This is a genomic window from Achromobacter arsenitoxydans SY8, from assembly GCF_000236785.1.
Classification (GTDB): domain Bacteria; phylum Pseudomonadota; class Gammaproteobacteria; order Burkholderiales; family Burkholderiaceae_B; genus Achromobacter; species Achromobacter arsenitoxydans.
On record NZ_AGUF01000035.1, the window covers coordinates 37,274 to 56,557 of the forward strand.

General features: G+C 66.4%; 17 protein-coding genes and 1 pseudogene. 4 read left to right on the forward strand and 14 right to left on the reverse strand.

Features of this window, described 5'->3' with window-relative positions:
* Positions 1 to 2: 2 nt before the first annotated feature.
* The 11 genes from KYC_RS08315 to kdgD (KYC_RS08365) all read right to left on the reverse strand — a co-directional run bounded on the left by KYC_RS08315 (position 3) and on the right by kdgD (KYC_RS08365) (position 11,430).
* Entirely contained in the window at positions 3 to 425 is a 423-nt protein-coding gene (locus KYC_RS08315) for a PaaI family thioesterase (protein WP_008160898.1), read from the reverse strand.
* Complete coding sequence (locus tag KYC_RS08320; protein WP_008160901.1) at positions 422 to 1,435, reverse strand: quinone oxidoreductase family protein; 1,014 nt, start codon at positions 1,433 to 1,435, stop codon at positions 422 to 424. The genes KYC_RS08315 and KYC_RS08320 overlap by 4 nt, the downstream gene beginning before the upstream one ends.
* A 36-nt stretch (positions 1,436 to 1,471) precedes the next feature.
* Positions 1,472 to 2,581, reverse strand: coding sequence for a M14 family metallopeptidase (locus KYC_RS08325; RefSeq protein ID WP_008160904.1), 1,110 nt, complete (start codon positions 2,579 to 2,581; stop codon positions 1,472 to 1,474).
* A 1-nt stretch (position 2,582) separates the two neighbouring features.
* Positions 2,583 to 3,452, reverse strand: coding sequence for a VOC family protein (locus KYC_RS08330; protein ID WP_008160905.1), 870 nt, complete (start codon positions 3,450 to 3,452; stop codon positions 2,583 to 2,585).
* Between the two features lie 324 nt (positions 3,453 to 3,776).
* A complete protein-coding gene (locus tag KYC_RS08335; RefSeq protein ID WP_008160907.1) occupies positions 3,777 to 4,517 on the reverse strand; it encodes an amino acid ABC transporter ATP-binding protein in 741 nt (246 codons plus the stop codon).
* A gap of 18 nt (positions 4,518 to 4,535) precedes the next feature.
* Positions 4,536 to 5,636: an amino acid ABC transporter permease gene (locus KYC_RS08340; RefSeq protein ID WP_008160909.1), complete on the reverse strand. Its 1,101-nt coding sequence runs from the start codon at positions 5,634 to 5,636 to the stop codon at positions 4,536 to 4,538.
* A gap of 1 nt (position 5,637) precedes the next feature.
* Complete coding sequence (locus tag KYC_RS08345; RefSeq protein ID WP_008160911.1) at positions 5,638 to 6,801, reverse strand: amino acid ABC transporter permease; 1,164 nt, start codon at positions 6,799 to 6,801, stop codon at positions 5,638 to 5,640.
* Between the two features lie 33 nt (positions 6,802 to 6,834).
* A complete protein-coding gene (locus KYC_RS08350; RefSeq protein WP_008160913.1) occupies positions 6,835 to 8,043 on the reverse strand; it encodes an aminotransferase class I/II-fold pyridoxal phosphate-dependent enzyme in 1,209 nt (402 codons plus the stop codon).
* A gap of 105 nt (positions 8,044 to 8,148) precedes the next feature.
* Positions 8,149 to 9,165, reverse strand: a complete 1,017-nt coding sequence (locus KYC_RS08355; protein WP_008160916.1) for an amino acid ABC transporter substrate-binding protein — start codon at positions 9,163 to 9,165, stop codon at positions 8,149 to 8,151.
* A 390-nt stretch (positions 9,166 to 9,555) separates the two neighbouring features.
* Positions 9,556 to 10,281: a FadR/GntR family transcriptional regulator gene (locus tag KYC_RS08360; protein ID WP_008160918.1), complete on the reverse strand. Its 726-nt coding sequence runs from the start codon at positions 10,279 to 10,281 to the stop codon at positions 9,556 to 9,558.
* A gap of 234 nt (positions 10,282 to 10,515) precedes the next feature.
* Complete coding sequence (gene kdgD / locus KYC_RS08365; protein WP_008160922.1) at positions 10,516 to 11,430, reverse strand: 5-dehydro-4-deoxyglucarate dehydratase; 915 nt, start codon at positions 11,428 to 11,430, stop codon at positions 10,516 to 10,518.
* Positions 11,431 to 11,707: 277 nt separating this feature from the next.
* On the opposite strand from kdgD (KYC_RS08365), the gene KYC_RS08370 reads away from it, so the two are divergent.
* Positions 11,708 to 12,694: a Bug family tripartite tricarboxylate transporter substrate binding protein gene (locus tag KYC_RS08370; RefSeq protein WP_008160924.1), complete on the forward strand. Its 987-nt coding sequence runs from the start codon at positions 11,708 to 11,710 to the stop codon at positions 12,692 to 12,694.
* 139 nt (positions 12,695 to 12,833) lie between these two features.
* On the opposite strand, the gene KYC_RS08375 is transcribed toward KYC_RS08370, so the two are convergent.
* Positions 12,834 to 13,262 carry a type VI secretion system amidase immunity protein Tai4 gene (locus KYC_RS08375; protein WP_238531902.1) on the reverse strand — a complete coding sequence of 143 codons (429 nt, stop codon included), beginning with the start codon at positions 13,260 to 13,262 and terminating at the stop codon, positions 12,834 to 12,836.
* A gap of 155 nt (positions 13,263 to 13,417) precedes the next feature.
* On the opposite strand from KYC_RS08375, the pseudogene KYC_RS08380 reads away from it, so the two are divergent.
* A pseudogene (locus KYC_RS08380) lies at positions 13,418 to 13,693 on the forward strand (LysR substrate-binding domain-containing protein); the annotation flags it as partial.
* Between the two features lie 22 nt (positions 13,694 to 13,715).
* Here KYC_RS08380 and KYC_RS08385 read toward each other — a convergent pair.
* Both KYC_RS08385 and kdgD (KYC_RS08390) read right to left on the reverse strand, forming a co-directional pair.
* Positions 13,716 to 15,299, reverse strand: coding sequence for an aldehyde dehydrogenase (NADP(+)) (locus KYC_RS08385; RefSeq protein ID WP_008160930.1), 1,584 nt, complete (start codon positions 15,297 to 15,299; stop codon positions 13,716 to 13,718).
* Positions 15,300 to 15,407: 108 nt separating this feature from the next.
* A complete protein-coding gene (gene kdgD / locus KYC_RS08390; RefSeq protein ID WP_008160932.1) occupies positions 15,408 to 16,322 on the reverse strand; it encodes a 5-dehydro-4-deoxyglucarate dehydratase in 915 nt (304 codons plus the stop codon).
* Between the two features lie 248 nt (positions 16,323 to 16,570).
* Here kdgD (KYC_RS08390) and garD point away from each other — a divergent pair, with 248 nt between their 5' ends.
* Together garD and KYC_RS08400 are read left to right on the forward strand one after the other, a co-directional pair.
* The gene (garD, locus tag KYC_RS08395; RefSeq protein ID WP_008160934.1) at positions 16,571 to 18,142 is read left to right on the forward strand and encodes a galactarate dehydratase; all 1,572 of its coding nucleotides are present in this window, start codon (positions 16,571 to 16,573) and stop codon (positions 18,140 to 18,142) included.
* A gap of 60 nt (positions 18,143 to 18,202) precedes the next feature.
* Positions 18,203 to 19,252: an SMP-30/gluconolactonase/LRE family protein gene (locus tag KYC_RS08400; RefSeq protein WP_008160936.1), complete on the forward strand. Its 1,050-nt coding sequence runs from the start codon at positions 18,203 to 18,205 to the stop codon at positions 19,250 to 19,252.
* The last annotated feature ends 32 nt before the right edge of the window (positions 19,253 to 19,284 follow it).

Consider the following 19,284-nt stretch of genomic DNA (forward strand, 5'->3'; position numbering starts at 1 on the left):
GCTCAGCCTTGGCTGAGCGTGGCGTAGGTGGCGCGGCCGATGGCCACGAGCGCGCCCTGGTCGTTGTAAAGGTCCACGTCGGCCACGCCCACGCTGCGGCCGTTGCGGCGCACGCGCGCCACGGCGGTCAGCGCCGTGTTCACGGCGGGGCGCAGGTAGTCCACGCGGAAATTGATGGTGGGCAGGCCGCGGCCCAGCAGCATGCCCACCGCGAAGTCGCCCACGGTGTCGATCACGGCTGCCAGCGGGCCGCCATGCCATTGGCCGCTGGCCGCGCCGCGCTCGAATTCGGGCCGCATGGGCGCCAGCACCGTCAGCTCGCCCTGTTCGTGGTTCACGTCGCGCACCGACAATCCCAGCCAGGCGATGAAAGGCGAACCGTCGAATTTCGCCTGAATCTGTTCGGCGTTCAGCAGCGCGCTCATGACGCCACCAGCACTTTGCCGACGATCTTGCGGTCTTCCAGCGACGCCAGCGCCTCGGCCCCTTGTTCCAGCGGCCAGACCCGGTCCACTTCCACGCGCAGCCTGCCGTCGCGCACCAGCGCCAGCAGCTCGTGCAGGTCTTCGCGGTCCCAGCCGTTAGAGCCGCGGATTTGCAGTTCGAAGGTCCAGATGTAACGCAGGTCTTCCTTGGGATCGAAGCCGGCGGTCGCGCCGCAGGTCAACAGGCGTCCGCCCAGGCGCAGGCAGCGCAAAGACTTGACCCAGGTGTCGCCGCCCGTGAAGTTCACCACCACGTCCACGCCGCCCGGCTTGCCGCCGCGCCGGCGCGAGGGCTTGCCGAAGCGCTCCTGCACGGCCTTCAGGAAGTCTTCCTCGGTGTACAGGATGATGTGGTCGGCGCCCAGGGCGCGCAGCGCTTCTCCCTTCTCGGGCGTGCCGGCGCAGGCGATGACCTCGGCGCCCGCCAGCTTGGCCAACTGAACGGCGCACACGCCCACGCCGCCGCTGGCGCCCAGGATCAGCACCTTTTCGCCGGCCTGCACCTGGCCGATGCGGTTCATCATGCGCAGGGCGGTGCCGTAAGCCACCGGCAGCGCCGCGGCCTGTTCGAAGCTGACTTCGTCGGGCAGGCGCAGCAGCTGGTGCGCGCGCACGCGGCACAGCTCGGCCAGCCCGCCGTGGATGGTTTCGCCGACCAGGCCGCCGTCCACCCGGTCAATGGGGTCGACCAGCACGCGGTCGCCGGCCTTCCAGTCCCGCACGTTGGCGCCCGTCTGGACGATCTCTCCAGCCACGTCCAGGCCGATGATGACCGGGAAGGGCAGCTTGATGCCGGGCATGCCGCGGCGGGTGAAGACGTCGTGGTAGTTCAGGGACGACGCCCGGACGCGGATCACCACGTCGTCGGGGCCCGCCACGGGATCGGGGAATTGGGTTTCCAGGCGCAGGTTTTCGTTGCCGCCATGCTCACGCAGAACAATCGCTTTCATGAATGCCAGATAAAGAGTGGGTTGAATTGAAGAGGGTCACCAGCCGGCCACGCCGTCGATGGCCTGGCGCGTGATGTGCAGGCCATGCGCGACCACGCTGCGCCGCCACACGCTGGACACGGGCACGAAGGCATCGACCAGGTCGGCGCGCAGCTGCGCGTCGCGCGCGGCGTCGGGGGCTTGGGGCGCCTTGAATCGCAGCCACTGGTCCAGGCGCAGCGCCGGCCGCATCTGCAGGCCGCGCGTGCCGAACTCGACGACCGCGCCGGCCAGCGGCCGGTCGCCCAGCGCCTGCTGCACGCCGCGAAAGACCAGCCCTTGATAGTCGGGGCGGGCCAGCCCGTGCGGACGCTGGTCGCGCACGCGCTGCGCGCCCCACCAGTTGGCGGCCTGCGCCTGCTCGGGGCTGCCTTCGCTGTTGAAGCACAGGAAGAAGGGCTCGCCGTATTCGCCGATGCCGGTGTGCCAGTCGATGAACGCCACGCGCTCACTGGCCGCCAGGTGCTCGTCAACGATGCGGCGCAGCGTGCGGTTGGACCATTCCGGACCCTGGCCGCCGTAGACCAGCCCATCGGGGTGGGTGTACTGGCCGCTGGCGGTGACGTTGAACAGCGCGTCGGCGCCGTGCGTTTCCTTGAACCGGTCCAGCGCCTGAGCGCCCGCGTCCAGCGTCGCCTCGTTCCATTGCGCGGGGATCAGGTGCGGATGCAGCGCGGCGTAATGGGGGTTGGCGGGGTAAGGGCGGGTGTGGTCGACGAAGTTGCGGTTCAGGTCCACGTTGTTCTCGGTGGTGCGCGTGTCGTGCGCATAGCCGTAGGGGTTCAGCGCGTGCACCAGCACCACGTTGACGTCGTCCGGCAAGGGGCGCCCGCCATCCGCATTGAGCCAGGCGCGCTGCACCGCGGATCCGGCCGCGCCTTCCAGGCCGTGCGTGCCGCTGAGCGCCAGGTGCGTGCGGGGCGCGTCGCGCCGGCCCAGCACCGCGACGTCCACGCTCAGTGGCTCGCCTTGCGAATCCTTCAAAGCCGGGTGTTCGTAGCGGAACAGGGCCGCGCCGCGCGCGGCGGCGTCGTCCACGAACGCCCGCCGCGCGGCCGCGTAATCGGCAGCGAAACAGTCCCAGTAGTCTGGCAAGGTCTGGCTCACGTCAGGCCTCTTGCACGAAGACCTGCAGCGCGCCGCCCGCATCGGCCGGGGCAACCACCAGTTCGCCGCGCGCGTTAGTCCGATAGTCCACCTGATTGGCGTCGAAGAGCGCGCGGGTCTTGGCCAGGTCGCGCACGCCAATGACCGAGCCCGCGAACCAGCCGCCCTGGGTTTGCGCCGGCAGCCCGGCCGGCACGCGCACGCGCGGATAGCGCAGCTCGAAAGCGGCGGGCGTCAGGAAGTCGATGCGCAGGCTGCCGCGCCGCACCTGCAGGCCGCCATCCGGCAGGTCGCTTGTGGAGATGGCGCCGAACACGCGTTCATACCCGGCGCGCAGCGACTGCGGTTCCGGGTGCAAGGCGATCAGCGATTCGATGCGGCGCGCGCCGTTGGCGTGGTCCTGCCACTCGGGCCGGTAGACCAGGTGGCGGGTGAGGTGGCCGCAGGTAAAGAAGTCGGGCACGCCCAGCAGGCCCGCGGGAAACTGGGTGTTGTTCCATGCCGCGTCTTCGCTGCCTTCAGGCAGGTGCACGGGCCGGCCGCCGCTGACAGGCGGCTCGGCCGCAATGCCCAGGCGCGCCAGCTCCGCGTGGACGGCCGTGCTGTCCGTGGTCTGCAACGCGGTGGCCACGGGGCCTTCGTACGCGTCGTCAAAGCCGCCAAAGCGCGATTGCGCTTTGAGATCCTCGGGAAAGGTCAGCAGTTCCAGATAGTTCGCATCCAGGATGATGGTCTGGTTGCGTGTGCCGCGATGGTGCCGGCCTTGCGGCGCCAAACTGAATCCCAGCTTGACGTAGCGGTCGGTCGCCGCCTGCAGGTCGTTGACCCGAATGATGTAGTGGTCCAGGCCGGTGACTGAAGGAAGGGACATCGGTGTTCCTGTATGCGCTTTGAGAAGCACGCAGTCTGGCCGATGCGCCGGCGCGCTAGAACGATTGAATTCTCATGCCCATATCTGTTTTTTGATCGCCGGCCCCGGGGCCGCTGGCGGCATAACCAAATCACTCATGCGTATTCGTGGGGGATCGAGTGGATTGCGCGGGGTTCTGGTTCTTTCGGCGTGGGCTGTGCGCCGAAAGAAGGCGAAAAAAAACCGCCTCGGAAAGGCGGTTTGGGCGTTGATGCACGCACTTTCGAGGCGACCGGGAAGCCGCCAGCGCGCGGCGGCCTTCCCGGGCCTCATGCCTGGATGGGCTCAGTGCAGGATCTGGCTCAGGAAGAGCTTGGTCCGCTCGTTCTGCGGGTTATCGAAGAACGCGTCGGGATTGTTTTCTTCGATGATCTCGCCCTTGTCCATGAAGATCACGCGGTTGGCGACCTTGCGCGCGAAGCCCATTTCGTGCGTCACGCAAATCATGGTCATGCCGCTTTCCTGGGCCAGCGTCACCATTACGTCCAGCACTTCCTTCACCATTTCCGGATCCAGCGCGGACGTGGGCTCGTCGAACAGCATGACCTTGGGGTTCATGCACAAGGAACGCGCGATCGCCACGCGCTGCTGCTGGCCGCCCGACAGCTGGCCGGGAAACTTGCCGGCCTGGTCGGGGATGCGGACGCGCTCCAGGTACTTCATGGCGGTGGCTTCCGCCTTGGCGCGGGATTGCTTAAGCACCCACATCGGTCCCAGCGTCAGGTTTTCCAGCACCGTCAGGTGCGGGAACAGATTGAAGTGCTGGAACACCATGCCCACTTCGCGGCGGATCGTCTCGATGTGCTTGAGGTCGTTGGTGAGCTCCGTGCCGTCGACGATGATCTGGCCTTTCTGGTGCTCTTCCAGCCGGTTGATGCAGCGGATCATGGTGGACTTGCCCGAGCCCGAGGGCCCGCACACGACGATGCGTTCCCCCTGGGCGACTTCCAGATTGATGTTGCGCAAGACGTGGAACTGGCCGTACCACTTGTTCACGCCCTGCAGACGAATGATGGCATCAGACATGCCGGGTCTCCTTCAGGTTTACCGGGCGTGCCCGGTGGCCAGGCGCTGCTCGAGCGCGCGGCTGTATTTGGACATGGAATAGCAAAAGACGAAGTAGATCAGCGAGATAAAGAGGTAGGCCTCCACGCCGAAACCCCGCCATGCCGCGTCGGACAAGGCTGCCTTGGCCGCCAGCGTCAGGTCGAAAATGCCGATGATGACGACGAGCGAGGTGTCCTTGAACAGGGCGATGAAGATGCTGACCATCGGCGGAATCACGATCTTGAGCGCCTGCGGCAGAATGATCTTGCGCATCTGCTGCCAGTAGTTCAGGCCCAGCGAGTCCGCGCCTTCGTACTGTCCCTTGGGAATGGCCTGCAGGCCGCCGCGCACCGTTTCGGCGATATAGGCCGCCGCGAACATGATGATCGCGATCTGCGCGCGCAGGAGCTTGTCGATGGTGAAGCCTTCCGGCAGGAACAACGGCAGCATCACCGACGACATGAACAGCAGGCTGATGAGCGGCACGCCGCGGATCAGCTCGATGTACACGACACACAGCGCCTTGATGGCCGGCATTTTCGAACGCCGGCCCAGAGCCAGCAGTACGCCGAAGGGGAACGCGAAGGCGATGCCGAACGTGGCGAGGATCAGCGTGAGCGGCAGGCCGCCCCAGCGCGAATTTTCCACGTAGCTCAGGCCGAACACGCCGCCCCACATCAGCACCGCCACGGCCGCCAGGCCCAGCGTCCAGATGAGCGCGAGCTTGCCGTTCCAGAAGCGGCGCATGCCGCTGGCGACGATGACCGCAATCAGGATCAGCGTGGCGATCAGCGGCCGCCATTGCTCATCGAACGGATAGGTGCCGAACAGGATCAGCCGGTGCTTTTCGATGATGAAGGCCCAGCAGGCGCCGCCGCTTGCACGGCATTCCTGGGCGTTGGCCGCATCGAAGTTGGCCTTGATGAAGGCCCATTCGACCAGGGCGGGCGCCGCCATCAACAGGCACCATGCCAGCAGCACGGTGATCAGGATGTTCAGCGGCGACGAGAACAGCCTGGACCGCATCCAGGCCCATGCGCCGGTCTGGGCGGCGGGCGGCGGGAGCGGGGCGGCCAGGGTTTGCGTGGTGTTGCTCATGTCAACGCTCCACCAGCGCGATGCGCTTGTTGTACCAGTTCATGAATATCGAGATCGACAGGCTGACCGTGAGGTACGCGCCCATGATGATGAGAATGCCTTCGATGGCCTGGCCCGTCTGGTTCAGCGTGGTGTTCACTACCGACACGATATCCGGATAGCCAATGGCCACGGCCAACGAGCTGTTCTTGAGCAGGTTCAGGTACTGGCTGGTCATCGGCGGGATGATGACGCGCAGCGCCTGCGGCAGGATTACCAGGCGCAGCACCTTGGCGCGCGGCAGTCCCAGCGAGCCCGCGGCTTCCCACTGGCCGTTGCTGACCGCCTGGATGCCCGAGCGCACGACTTCGGCGATGAAGGCCGAGGTGTAGACGGTCAGGCCCAGGAACAGGGCGACGAACTCCGGCGTCAGGGTCAGGCCGCCGACGAAGTTGAAGCCCTTGAGGGCCGGCATGTCCAGGGTCAGCGATGCGCCGCCGGCCAGCCAGCCCAGCGCCGGCAGGGCGAGCAGCAGGCCGATGGCGGCGCGGCCCAGCGGAAACGGCTGCCCCGTGGCTTCCTGGCGCTTGGCGCCCCAGTGGCCCAGCAGGAGGATGGCCACGATGGCCAGACCCAGGCCGCCAAGCATCCAGTCCAGCGACGCGCCTTCCAGCCCCGGCACCTTCAGGCCGCGGTTGGAGATGAACACGCCCGGCAGCGGGTTGTGCGCCTGGCGCGGACCCGGCATGTTTTCGGTGATCAGCGCGTACCAGAAGAACAGCTGCAGCAGCAGGGGCACGTTGCGCATCACCTCGACGTACACCGAGGTGATCTTGGCGACCAGCCAGTTCTTGGACAGCCGGCCCACGCCGATGAACACGCCCAGGATGGTTGCGGCCACCAGGGCCAGCAGCCCCACGCGCAGCGTATTCAGCACGCCCGCGAAGATGGCGCGGCCATAAGTGTCCGCTGGCGTGTACGCAATGACGGACTCGCCGATGGCGAAGCCCGCCTCGCGGTTCAGAAAGCCGAAGCCCGTGGCGATATTGCGCAACGACAGGTTATGCAGCGTGTTGTGCACCAGGAACCAGACGCCGGCGCCGACGAGCGCCAGGGCCAGGGCCTGGTAGACCAGCGCACGCGTGGCCGGATCGTTCCACGAGACCCGGCGCGGCGGCCGCTGCATGGGGGATTGAGCGGTGGTGTGCTGGGCCACGGCTCAATCCGCCATCAGGGCTTTGACCGCCACCGCCAGGCGGTCCATGCCTTGCTCGATGATCTCGGTGGAGGTCGCGAACGAGAAGCGCACGTAGGGCGACAGGCCGTAGGAGCCGCCGTCGATTACCGCCACGCCGGCTTCGCGCAGGAAGAACAGGCTGACGTCCAGGTCGGTCTTCAGTTCGCCGGCGGGGCCCTTGCGGCCGATCAGGCCCTGGACGTTGGCGTATACGTAAAAGGCGCCGTCAGGCATGGCGCAGGAGATGCCGGGGATCTCGTTCAGGCGGCGCACGATCAGGTCGCGGCGGCCCTTGAAGATCTGGACCATTTCCGACACGCTGGATTGATCGCCTTCCAGGGCGGCCTGCGCGGCCGCTTGGGATATCGCGCTGGGGCACGAGGTGCTTTGCGACATGACCGTGCTCATGGCCTTGATCAGATCGGCGGGGCCGGCGCCGTAGCCCACGCGCCAGCCGGTCATGGCGTAGGACTTCGACATGCCGTTGACGATCAGCGTGCGCGGGATGAGCTGGGGCTCGACCTGCACGGGGGAGGCGTGCGCCTGGCCGCCATAGCAGAAGGGCGCATAGATTTCGTCGCTCAGGATCCAGACCTGCGGGTGGCGCAGCAGCACATCGGTCAGCGCGCGCAGTTCCTCGGCGCTGTAGACGGCGCCGCTGGGATTGCTGGGCGAATTCAGGATCAGCCAGCGCGTGCGCGGCGTGATGGCGGCTTCCAGCGTGGCCGCGTCCAGTTTGAAGCCCTGCGATTCGGGGCCCGTCACGACGACGGGCTTGCCTTCGTTGAGCAGCACCATGTCCGGATACGACACCCAGTACGGCGCGCAGACGATGACCTCGTCGCCCGGCTCCAGGCTGGCGGTCAGGGCGGCGGCGATGATCTGCTTGGCGCCCGCGCCGACGGCGATCTGGTCCATGCCGTAGCGCACGCCCAGTCCCTGTTCCAGGCTGTCGGCGATGGCGCGGCGCAGGCCGACCGTGCCGTTGGGGCTGGTGTAGCGGATGTCGCCGCCGGCGATGGCGTCCTGGCCGGCGCGCGCGATGTGGGCGGGCGTGGGCATGTCGGGCTCGCCCAGCGTGAAGTCCGCTATCTCGCGGCCCTGGCGGCGAAGTTCGTCCACGACGATCTTGGCGGCCATGCTGGGCGAGGGTTTGATCTGTTTGAGTCGGGCGTTGACGATGCTGTTCATGGTGTTGCTGCGTAAAGAAAGGCGAGGGCGTGCGGGGATTCCCCGCGCGCCGGAAAAAAAGAAAAGACTGCGGCCCCGGGTCTGGCGGGGCCGCGTGGGGCGGGCTTAGCGCACCGGCCAGCCGTACATCAGGCCGCCCTGGGTCCACAGCTTGTTCAGGCCGCGGTCGAGCTTGAGCGGGCTGTCCTTGCCCATGGCGCGGTCATAGCTTTCGCCGTAGTTGCCGACCTGCTTGATGATGTTGTAGGCCCACTTGTCGTCCAGGCCCAGGTTCTTGCCCATGCCCGGCGTCACGCCCAGGATGCGCTGGATGTTGGGGTTGGTGCTCTTGAGCATCTCGTCCACGTTCTTGGAAGTGATGCCGTATTCCTCGGCTTCCAGCATCGCGTTCAGCGACCAGCGCACGATGTTGAACCACTGTTCGTCGCCCTGGCGCACCATGGGGCCCAGCGGCTCCTTGGACAGGTTTTCGCTCAGGATTTCCCAGTCGTCCGGATTGGCCAGGCGCGTGCGCATGTTGGCGGCGGTGTTGGACTTGTCGTTGGTGTAGGCGTCGCAGCGGCCGGCCTCCAGCAGACGGAAGTTCTCGTCGTAGTTCTCCACCAGCACGGGCTTGAAGCTCAGGCCGCGGCTGCGGAAGTAGTCGGCCAGGTTCAGTTCGGTGGTGGTGCCGGGCTGCACGCAGATGGTGGCGCCGTCCAGTTCCTTCACGCTCTTGACGTTCATCGACTTCTTGACGATCAGGCCTTGGGCGTCATAGAAGTTCACGCCCACGCCGATCAGGCCCAGCGTGGTGTCGCGGGTCAGCGTCTGGGTGGTGTTGCGCGACAGCATGTCGATCTCGCCGGACTGCAGCGCGGTGAACTTGGCTTGGGCCGTCAGCACGTTGCCCTTGACCTTGGAGGCGTCGCCGAACATGGCGGCGGCGACGGCGCGGCACATATCCACGTCCAGGCCGGTCCATTCGCCCTTGCTGTCCAGCACCGAGAAGCCGGGAATGCCGGCAAAGCCGCATTGCAGGAAGCCCTTTTTCTTGACGGCGTCGAAGGTCACGCCGGCCTGTGCGCCGGAAGCGACGCACAGCAAGGTCGCCGCAATGGCGGAGCTCAGAAACTTACGCATGATGGAGAGTTCTCCTGGGGTCGAAAGTGCTTGAAAAAGCAGGGGTCGGAAACGGCCGGGCGTGCGGGGGCCGCCCCGGCATGTCGGAGATCGGCGTCGCGCATTCGGACGTCTAGGGAAAGGGAGTGGGGCGGGAGGCCGGCGGGGAACCGGTCAGGAGGCGCGCCGATGGATGCGCGTGGCGTAGCGGTGGAACGTACTGCGTAGGGAAAGTATCGGGCTCATCGGCGGTACAGGTACGGCGTGGATCTGGTGGCAGCGCGCGCCGAGCCGGAAAAAGAGGGCCGCGAATCGCGCTATCCAATAAGACGTATGATGGCAGCCGTCATACAAGTAGACAAGTAAGGGGATTCCCGTAATCCGCGCTACGGGAAGGGGTTTTGGAGGGCTTTACTCGGCTGCCGAGGTGGAGAGCAGCTTGCGGTAGCGCGCGATGCTGTCGCCCAGGTGACGGGCCATGGCGGCGCGCGCGGCGCCCGGATCGCGGCGCATGATGGCGGTCAGGATGGCTTCGTGTTCGCGCACGTTGCGGGTCTCGTAGGTTTCGAGTTCGTCGGGCGTTTTGCCGCCGTGCTTGATGTTCAGGTCCAGCATGACGTCGCGCACCGCGGCCTTCAGCAAGGCGGGAAAGTGCGGGTTGTTGGACGCCCGGGCGATCGCCAGGTGGAATTCATAGTCGGCCTTGACGGCGGCTTCCATGTCGCGCGTGGCGCGGTTGAAGGCGTCGAAGGCTTCAACGATGCCGCTCAGGTCGGCCGCGCTGCGGCGCTCCGCCGCCAGCCCACAGGCCTCGACTTCAAGGCCGGCGCGCAGTTCCATGATGTGCAGGGCCCAGCGCGGGTCCGTGGCCGGTTCGACCACGAAGTCGATGGGCTTTTCGCGGTCTTCGGTGACGAAGACGCCGATCCCGGGCTTGCTGACCAGGCGGCCGCTCAGGCGCATGGAGGCCACGGCTTCGCGAATGACGGTGCGGCTGACCTCGAATTCGTCGCACAGGGCATGTTCCGAAGGCAGCTTGTCGCCCGCGCGGTACTGGCGCGCATCCAGGCGCTTGGTCAGTTCCTCGATGACGTAATCGGTCAGGCGTGAGCGGGGAGGCCGGGCAGGAGTTTGCATTGTCTCTCTTATAGGGGGATGGCTGCGCGCGGGGCGGGCAGCCGCAAGTGTACGCGTTACGCTGCGCGCCCTCGGGTGTCCGGCCCGGGTCGGCAAGCCGGGCGCAAGCGTCCGGCCGCGGCAATGCAGCGACCCATATGACAACATATGGCAGCGAATCCGCCAACTTTTCTTTGCATCAAGAAGCAAAACGCCCTCCGGCGGAGGGCGTCACGGGTCTCGCGAGCGGAGATCTTATTCGGCGCCGGACTTCTTGATCAGTGCGTCCAGCATTTCCAGCTCTTCGCCAGTCAGGTCGGTGAGCGGAGCGCGCACGGGGCCTGCGTCGTGGCCGACCAGCTTGGCGCCGGCCTTGACGATGCTGACGGCGTAGCCGGCCTTGCGGTTGCGGATTTCCAGGTAGGGCAGGAAGAAGTCATCCAGCAGGCGGTTGGTGGTGTCGCTGTCGCCGGCGGCGATGGCGCGGTAGAACTCCATGGCCATCTTGGGCACGAAGTTGAAGACGGCCGACGAGTAGACGGGCACGCCCAGCGCGCGGTAGGCGGCGGCATAGACTTCGGCGGTGGGCAGGCCGCCCAGGTAAGAGAAGCGGTCGCCCAGCTTGCGGCGGATGCGGACCATGGCTTCGATGTCGCCGATGCCGTCCTTGAAACCGACCAGGTTGGGGCAGCGGTCAGCCAGGCGGGCCAGGCTGTCTGCGGACAGGCGGGACTGAGCGCGGTTGTAGACGATGACGCCGATGTTGACGGACTTGCAGACCTGCTCGACGTGGGCGGCGATGCCGTCCTGCGAGGCTTCGGTCAGGTAGTGGGGCAGCAGCAGCACGCCCTTGGCGCCCTGGCGCTCGGCTTCCTGGGCGTAGGCGATGGCGGTGCGGGTGGGGCCGCCGGCGCCGGCCAGGATCGGCACCTTGCCGGCGCAGGTCTGGACGGCGGTGCGGATGACGTCGGAGTACTCCTGGGGCGCAAGCGAGAAGAACTCGCCGGTGCCGCCGGCGGCGAACAGGGCGGTGGCGCCGTAGGGGGCCAGCCATTCCAGGCGGGCCGCGTAGCTCTTGGCGTTGAAGTCGCCGTTCTGGTCGAAGTCCGTCACGGGGAAGGAAAGCAATCCTTCCGAAACGATGGCTTTCAGTTCCTGGGGAGTCGTCATGGCTGTCTTCCGAATAAAGAAGGGGTAAGGAGAAATTGCGGGGATGCCGCGTGATCGGGTGAGGCTGAATCAATGATGTATGTCATCGTACAACATACAAGATGAGTTCACAACACGCATTTCAACAAATAGTTGTCATATGACGATGCTGACTAAGATAGGGAATTCGGGAATTACCCTAGATTGAACTGGCGAACGCATCACGCTATTCTCCTGGCTCTATGTCGTACGACAACGTACAAGAATAACGACATCCTCATATCTCTAGGAGACAAGCTTGAAGGCATTCCCCCTGTTGCGCCGCCTGTCGGCAGTCCTGGCTGTTGCCGCCCTGGGCGCCGGCCCCGTCCACGCCGCCGACGATTGGCCGTCCGGCAAGGCCATTACGCTGATTGTTCCCTTTGCCGCTGGCGGCACGTCCGACATCCTTGGCCGTCTCATCGCCCAGGAACTGGGCACGACGCTCAAGCAGACTGTCGTGGTCGAAAACAAGGGCGGCGCGGGCGGCGTGCTGGGTGCGGACGCGGTGGCGCGGGCCAAGCCCGACGGTTACACCCTGCTGCTGGGCACCATCGCCACGCATGCGATCAATCCGTCGCTGCTGCCAAGCATCAATTACAACGCCGCCAAGGACTTCGCGCCCGTCATTCTGCTGGGCAGCATTTCCAACGTGCTGCTGGTCGGCGGGAACCAGCCTTACAAGACGGTGCAGGAAGTGGTGGCGGCCGCCAAGGCCAATCCCGACACCATCGCCTTCGGCTCGGCCGGGCAGGGCACGTCGCAACATCTGTCCGGAGAAGTCTTCAAGCAATTGACGGGCGCCCACCTGACGCACGTGCCATACCGCGGCAGCGCGCCGGCCATTCAGGACCTGATCGGCGGCCAGATTCCCAGCTCGTTCGAAACCGCGCTGGTCGCGCTGCCCTACGTGCAGAGCGGCAAGGTGCGCGCCCTGGCGGTCACGTCCGCCAAGCGCACCGCTGTACTGCCGGATGTGCCCACCATGCAGGAAGCGGGCGTCGCCGGTTTCGACGTGAGCAGCTGGCAGGCCATCTACGCCCCGGCCAACACGCCGCCCGCCGTCGTCGACAAGCTGAATAAAGCCATCGCCGCCATCGTGGCGAAGCCGGACGTCAGCACCAAGATGCAGGGCCTGGGCCTGGCCTACACGCCCAATTCGCCGGCGGAGTTCGCGTCGTTCCAGGCGGGCGAGCAGGCCAAGTGGGCCAAGATCATTGCCGATGGCAAGTTGAAGGCGCAGTAAGCGCAACCGTCCGTGGGTGCCGCCAACGCGGCCGGTCTGCGGACGATAAATGCTGCCAACGCGGTACGTGTACTGCCCCCGAAAGTTGGATGGGGCCCAACCTTTCGGGGGCACTTGCCAAAACAGATCAGCCAGTAGCCTATTCTTTGCGCTTAGCGTTCGCTCGCTGGCTAGTCTGGTCGGGATCGAAGACGAGCGCTTTAGCCAGAGAATCCAGCTCCTCTCCGTGATACAGGTCTAAGCACTTTAGAAAATCAAAGCGGACATCCTTGATTTCTGCCTCGGCTAACGGGTTGAAGTAGTTGCGCGCCAAATAGCGCTTGATCAGTGATTGGACCGCGGCAGGGTGCTGTTCCAAGTCGTAGTAAGTCCAATCGCGCAAAGCGCTGACCGAACTGCCAATGTCCTTTCCTGCATCGAGCGAAGACTGATAGGCGTTGGTAAGGCATGTTGCCAACACCATATCCTTGTAGTTCTGGGCGTAGGTGCGTTTATAGGCTTCTGGGGGGGTTGATTCGGCGCGTTGCGCGTACCCCCAGGGCGCTACCGAAGCGATGGCGATGGACAAGAAGAGCGTACCCTGCACGAAACTTGGTCTTCCCATTGCGCTGTCCTTTAAGTCGCCTTACGTCGAAGGGGCGGTGCTGGATAAAGACTAATGGCTGAGACATGGAAAAGCTGTAGGCGTTGTCTGATAGCGTGCGGAATTATTGTTGGTTTTTGTGGGGCATATTTGCGGCGGCCGCGAGCCAACCTGCGCCGGATGCGTCCGGGCAGGTCTTCGAGCACTTCTATTTCAGTCTGCAGGCGGCGGTTGCCGGCCTGGGTGTGGCGATCGGGCCGTGGCAACTGGTGCGCGACGACCTGAACAGCGGCGTGCTGGCCGCGCCGATGGGCTTTGTCGAGGACGGATCCCGCTATTGCCTGTTGTCGCCGCAGCCTTTGCAGCCGGGCAGCCCGCAGGCCGATCTGCTGGAGTGGCTGCGGGCGGCGTCGTAGGGACGCCGCCCGCGCGCAGCGATCAGGCGTTGGCCAGCTTGCCGTCCACCATGCGGGTCAGGCCCAGCGGATTGGCGCGCTTGACGCCGTCAGGCAGCAGGGCGTCGGGCAGGTCCTGATAGCAGACCGGGCGCAGGAAGCGGCGGATGGCGGTGGCGCCGACCGACGTGGAGGCCGGGTTGGAGGTGGCCGGGAACGGGCCGCCGTGCACCATGGCGTGGCTGACTTCCACGCCAGTGGGGTAGCCGTTGGCCAGAATGCGGCCGGCCTTGCGTTCCAGCACCGGCAGCAGGGCGCGCGCGGCGTCCACATCGGCGTCGTCGACGAACAGCGTGGCGGTCAGCTGGCCTTCCAGGTGTTCGGCCACGGCCTGCACTTGCGCCGCGTCCTTGCACGCCACGACCAGCGACGCCGGGCCGAAGACCTCGGCTTCCAGTTCGTGCGAAGCCAGGAATTCCGTGGCGCTGGCGCCGAACACCACCGCGCCCGCCGCGTTGCAGGCCGGATTGGAGGATTCGCCGCGGCCCACGGTGGAGACGCTGGCGTGGCGAGCCAAAGCGTCCGCGCCTTGCTCGTAGGCCGAGAAAATGCCCGGCGTCAGCATGGTGGCCGCGCCCTTGGCCTTGACCGCTTCGGCGGCCGCCTGGCGGAACCGGTCCAGCGCGGGGCCTTCTATGCCGATAACCAAGCCGGGGTTGGTGCAGAACTGGCCCACGCCCATTGTCAGCGAATCCACGAAACCCTTGGCGATGGATTCGGCGCGGGCTTCCAGGGCGGCGGGCAGCAGAAAGACGGGGTTGATGCTGGACATCTCCGCGTACACGGGAATCGGCACCGGGCGGGCATTGGCGGCGGCGACCAGCGCCAGGCCGCCACGGCGCGAGCCGGTGAAGCCGATGGCGGTGATGGCCGGATGGGTGGCCAGCGCCGTGCCGATTTCATTGCCCGCGCCGAACAGCAGCGAGAACGTGCCTTCGGGCAGGCCGTGCTTGGCGACCGCCTGCTGGATCGCGCGGCCGACCATCTCGGACGTGCCGGGGTGGGCATTGTGCGCCTTGACGACGACGGGGCAACCGGCGGCCAGCGCCGACGCGGTGTCGCCGCCCGCGACCGAGAAGGCCAGCGGGAAATTGCTGGCGCCGAACACGGCGACCGGACCCAGCGGCACGTTGGCCAGGCGCAGGTCCGCGCGCGGCAGCGGCTGGCGCTCTGGCTGGGCCGGATCAATGGTGGCATCCAGGAAGTAGCCGTCGCGCACCACGCGGGCGAACAGACGCAGTTGGCCGACGGTGCGGCCGCGTTCGCCCTGCAGGCGGGCCAGCGGCAGGCCGGTTTCGGCGTGCGCGCGCTCGATCAGCGCGTCGCCCAGGGCCAGGATGCCCTCGGCGATGCTTTCCAGGAATTGCGCGCGCGTTTCCAGCAGCGCGGCGCGGTAGGGGTCGAACGCGGCCTGGGCCAGTTCGGCCGCGCGCGCCACGTCGGCGGTCGAGCCGGCGGGGTAGGCGGGTTCCAGGCGTTCGCCCGTGGCGGGATTGATGGCGTGCTGGGCAGCGCCCGCGCCCAGCAGGGCGGTCGAGCCGATCAACATCTGGCCGGTGAGGTTCATGGTCATCTCCAATAAATTCGCGTCCGGTCCGATGGCGCGTTTGCGCCAGGTCGGTCCCGGGAAAAAAATGCCCCCGGATCGGGGGCAGGCAATGCGTGCCGGCGGTGCTTACTGGGCGCCGGACTTCTTGATCAGCGCGCCGAGCATTTCCAGCTCTTCGCCAGTCAGGTCGGTGAGCGGAGCGCGCACGGGGCCTGCGTCGTGGCCGACCAGCTTGGCGCCGGCCTTGACGATGCTGACGGCGTAGCCGGCCTTGCGATTGCGGATTTCCAGGTAGGGCAGGAAGAAATCGTCCAGCAGGCGGTTGGTGGTGTCGCTGTCGCCGGCGGCGATGGCGCGGTAGAACTCCATGGCCATCTTGGGCACGAAGTTGAAGACGGCCGACGAGTAGACGGGCACGCCCAGCGCGCGGTAGGCGGCGGCATAGACTTCGGCGGTGGGCAGGCCGCCCAGGTAAGAGAAGCGGTCGCCCAGCTTGCGGCGGATGCGGACCATGGCTTCGATGTCGCCGATACCGTCCTTGAAGCCGACCAGGTTGGGGCAGCGGTCAGCCAGGCGGGCCAGGCTGTCTGCGGACAGGCGGGACTGAGCGCGGTTGTAGACGATGACGCCGATGTTGACGGACTTGCAGACCTGCTCGACGTGGGCGGCGATGCCGTCCTGCGAGGCTTCAGTCAGGTAGTGGGGCAGCAGCAGCACGCCCTTGGCGCCCTGGCGCTCGGCTTCCTGGGCGTAGGCGATGGCGGTGCGGGTGGGGCCGCCGGCGCCGGCCAGGATCGGCACCTTGCCGGCGCAGGTCTGGACGGCGGTGCGGATGACGTCGGAATACTCTTGGGGCGCGAGCGAGAAGAACTCGCCGGTGCCGCCGGCGGCGAACAGGGCAGTGGCGCCGTAGGGGGCCAGCCATTCCAGGCGGGCCGCGTAGCTCTTGGCGTTGAAGTCGCCGTTCTGGTCGAAGTCCGTCACGGGGAAGGACAGCAATCCTTCCGAAACGATGCTCTTGAGTTCCTGCGGAGTCGTCATGTCGCGCTCATCCCTAAATGGCCGTCGCAGGCGGAGAAATGCGCTGCGGACGGGATGCGGTGGTGTAAAAGGTAGGTCATCGTACAACATGATTTTCCAGGTTTCAATACTCGCGCCCCTATGATTCAACGTGTTTACAAGGGGAAACCCGAAATTCCTTTCTGATGGCTTTCAGCGATATTCTCTTGGTTGTACGATAACGTACCGGACGCGCGCAGGGTGGCGTCCATCAGGCAAAAGGATTCTTCATGCAGGTTGCGGCAGAGCAGGCGCCAGTGCTTATCAAGATTCACCCCCAGGACAACGTGGCCATCGTCGCCAACGACGGCGGGCTGCCCGCGGGCACCGTCCTGCCCGACGGCTTGACGCTGGTGGACGCGGTGCCGCAGGGGCACAAGGTCGCGCTGACGGACCTGGCCGAAGGCGAATCGGTCGTGCGCTACAACGTGGTGGTCGGCTACGCCGCCAAGGCGCTGCCGCGCGGCAGCTGGATCAACGAACGCGTCACCACCATGCCGGCGGCGCGCACGCTGGAGGACCTGCCGGTGTCGACCCGCGTCGCGCCGTTGCCGCCTTTGGAAGGCTATACGTTCCAGGGCTACCGCAATGCCGACGGCACGGTCGGCACGCGCAACATCCTGGCCATCAGCACCACCGTGCAGTGCGTACAGGGCGTGGTCGAACACGCGGTCGCGCGCATCCGCCGCGAATTGCTGCCGCTGTACCCCAACGTCGACGACGTGGTCGGCATCGAACACACCTATGGCTGCGGGGTCGCCATCGACGCGCCCGGCGCGGCCATTCCCATCCGCACGCTGCACAACATTGCCCGCAATCCGAACTTCGGCGGCACGTCCATGGTGGTCAGCCTGGGCTGCGAAAAGCTGCAGCCCGAACGCCTGCTGGCCCCCAACGCCATTCCCATCCGGGCGGGCGAGGGCATGGGCGCCGCGGACGGCGTGGACACCATCGTTCTGCAGGACGAAGAAAACATCGGCTTCGAGTCGATGATTGAACTGATCATGCGCACGGCCGAGCGCCACCTGCAGAAGCTGAATGCCCGCAAGCGCGAAACCTGTCCCGTGTCCGACCTGACCGTGGGCGTGCAGTGCGGCGGCAGCGATGCGTTTTCCGGCGTCACCGCCAATCCCGCCGTGGGCTTCGCCACCGACCTGCTGGTGCGCGCAGGCGGCACCGTGATGTTCTCCGAGAACACCGAAGTGCGCGACGGCATCGACCAGCTCACCGCGCGCGCGGAAACGCCCGAAGTGGCGGACGCGCTGATCCGCGAAATGGCCTGGTACGACGCCTACCTGCAGCGCGGCATGGCCGACCGCAGCGCCAATACCAGCCCCGGCAACAAGAAGGGCGGCCTGTCGAACATCGTGGAAAAGGCGATGGGGTCGATTGTGAAGTCGGGTTCGTCGCCGATCCACGGCGTGCTGTCGCCGGGCGACCGCCTCACGCGCAAAGGCCTGATCTTCGCCGCCACGCCTGCCAGCGACTTCATCTGCGGCACGCTGCAGCTGGCCGCGGGCATGAACCTGCACATCTTCACTACCGGCCGCGGCACGCCCTACGGGCTGGCCCAGGTGCCGGTCATCAAGGTCGCCACGCGGTCAGCCCTGGCGCGGCGCTGGCATGACCTGATGGACGTGGACGCCGGCGTGATCGCCACCGGCCAGGCCTCGATCGAGGAAGTGGGCTGGCAGTTGTTCCGCCTGATGCTGGACGTGGCCAGCGGCAAGGAGCAGACCTGTGCGGAAAAGCTCAAGCTGCACAACGCCCTGGCGCTGTTCAACCCAGGTCCCGTGACCTGACGGACGCCAGCGTCATTCCGTAGCGCCATCGAAAAGAACACCACAGAGAGGAGACAGCCGATGGAGAATGACCCCCAAGTCCAAGCCGGCCGGCGCCGGCTGCTGGGCGCCGCGCTTGCCCTGGGACCCGCCAGCCTGGTGCAGGCGCAGTCCTTCAGTTTCACCCCGCAGCAACGCTATCCAGATCCCTCGGTCCGCATCCTGGACCCGGAGTTCGCCAAGTACCGCATTTACAGCAGCAGCGTCGAACAGCTGGCTACGGGCTTTCGCTGGCTGGAAGGGCCGGTGTGGTTCGGCGACGGACGCTATCTGCTGGTGTCGGACATTCCCAACGACCGCATCCTGCGCTGGGACGAAACCACCGGCGCGATCAGCGTGTTCCGCCATCCGGCCAACTTCAGCAACGGCCTGGCGCGCGACCGCCAGGGCCGGCTGCTGACGTGCGAGCACCTGACGCGGCGCGTCACGCGCACCGAATACGACGGCAGCATCACCGTGCTGGCTGACCGCTACGACGGCAAACGCTTCAACTCGCCCAACGACATCGTGTGCCAGCGCAATGGCGCTATCTGGTTCACCGATCCGCCGTTCGGCATCGGCGGGCACTGGGAAGGCGACAAAGCCACGCCCGAGCTGCCGCATTCCGTCTACCGGATTGATCCGGGATCGGGCCGCGTCACGCTGGCCCTGGGCGACCTGGCCGGACCCAACGGCCTGTGCTTTTCGCCGGACGAAAAGGTGCTCTACGTGGTCGAGTCGCGCCACCAGCCCAACCGCGTGGTCTGGGCTTTTGACGTAGGCGCGGACGGCGCCCTGAGCGGCAAGCGCCTGCATATCGACGCGAAGGGGCCCGGCGCCATCGACGGCATCAAGTGCGACGAGGCCGGCAACCTCTGGTGCGGCTGGGGCAGCAACGGCTCGCCGGACGCCAAGCCGGAAGAGCTGGACGGCGTCATGGTCTTCAACCCCGCCGGCAAGCCCATCGGCCATATCCGCCTGCCGGAACGCTGCGCCAACCTGTGCTTCGGCGGCGCCAAGCGCAACCGCCTGTTCATGGCCAGCAGCCATTCACTCTATGCCCTGTACGTGGAGACCCGCGGCGCGGCATAGGAATCCCGCCGCGGCCTCACCAGGCCGCGGAC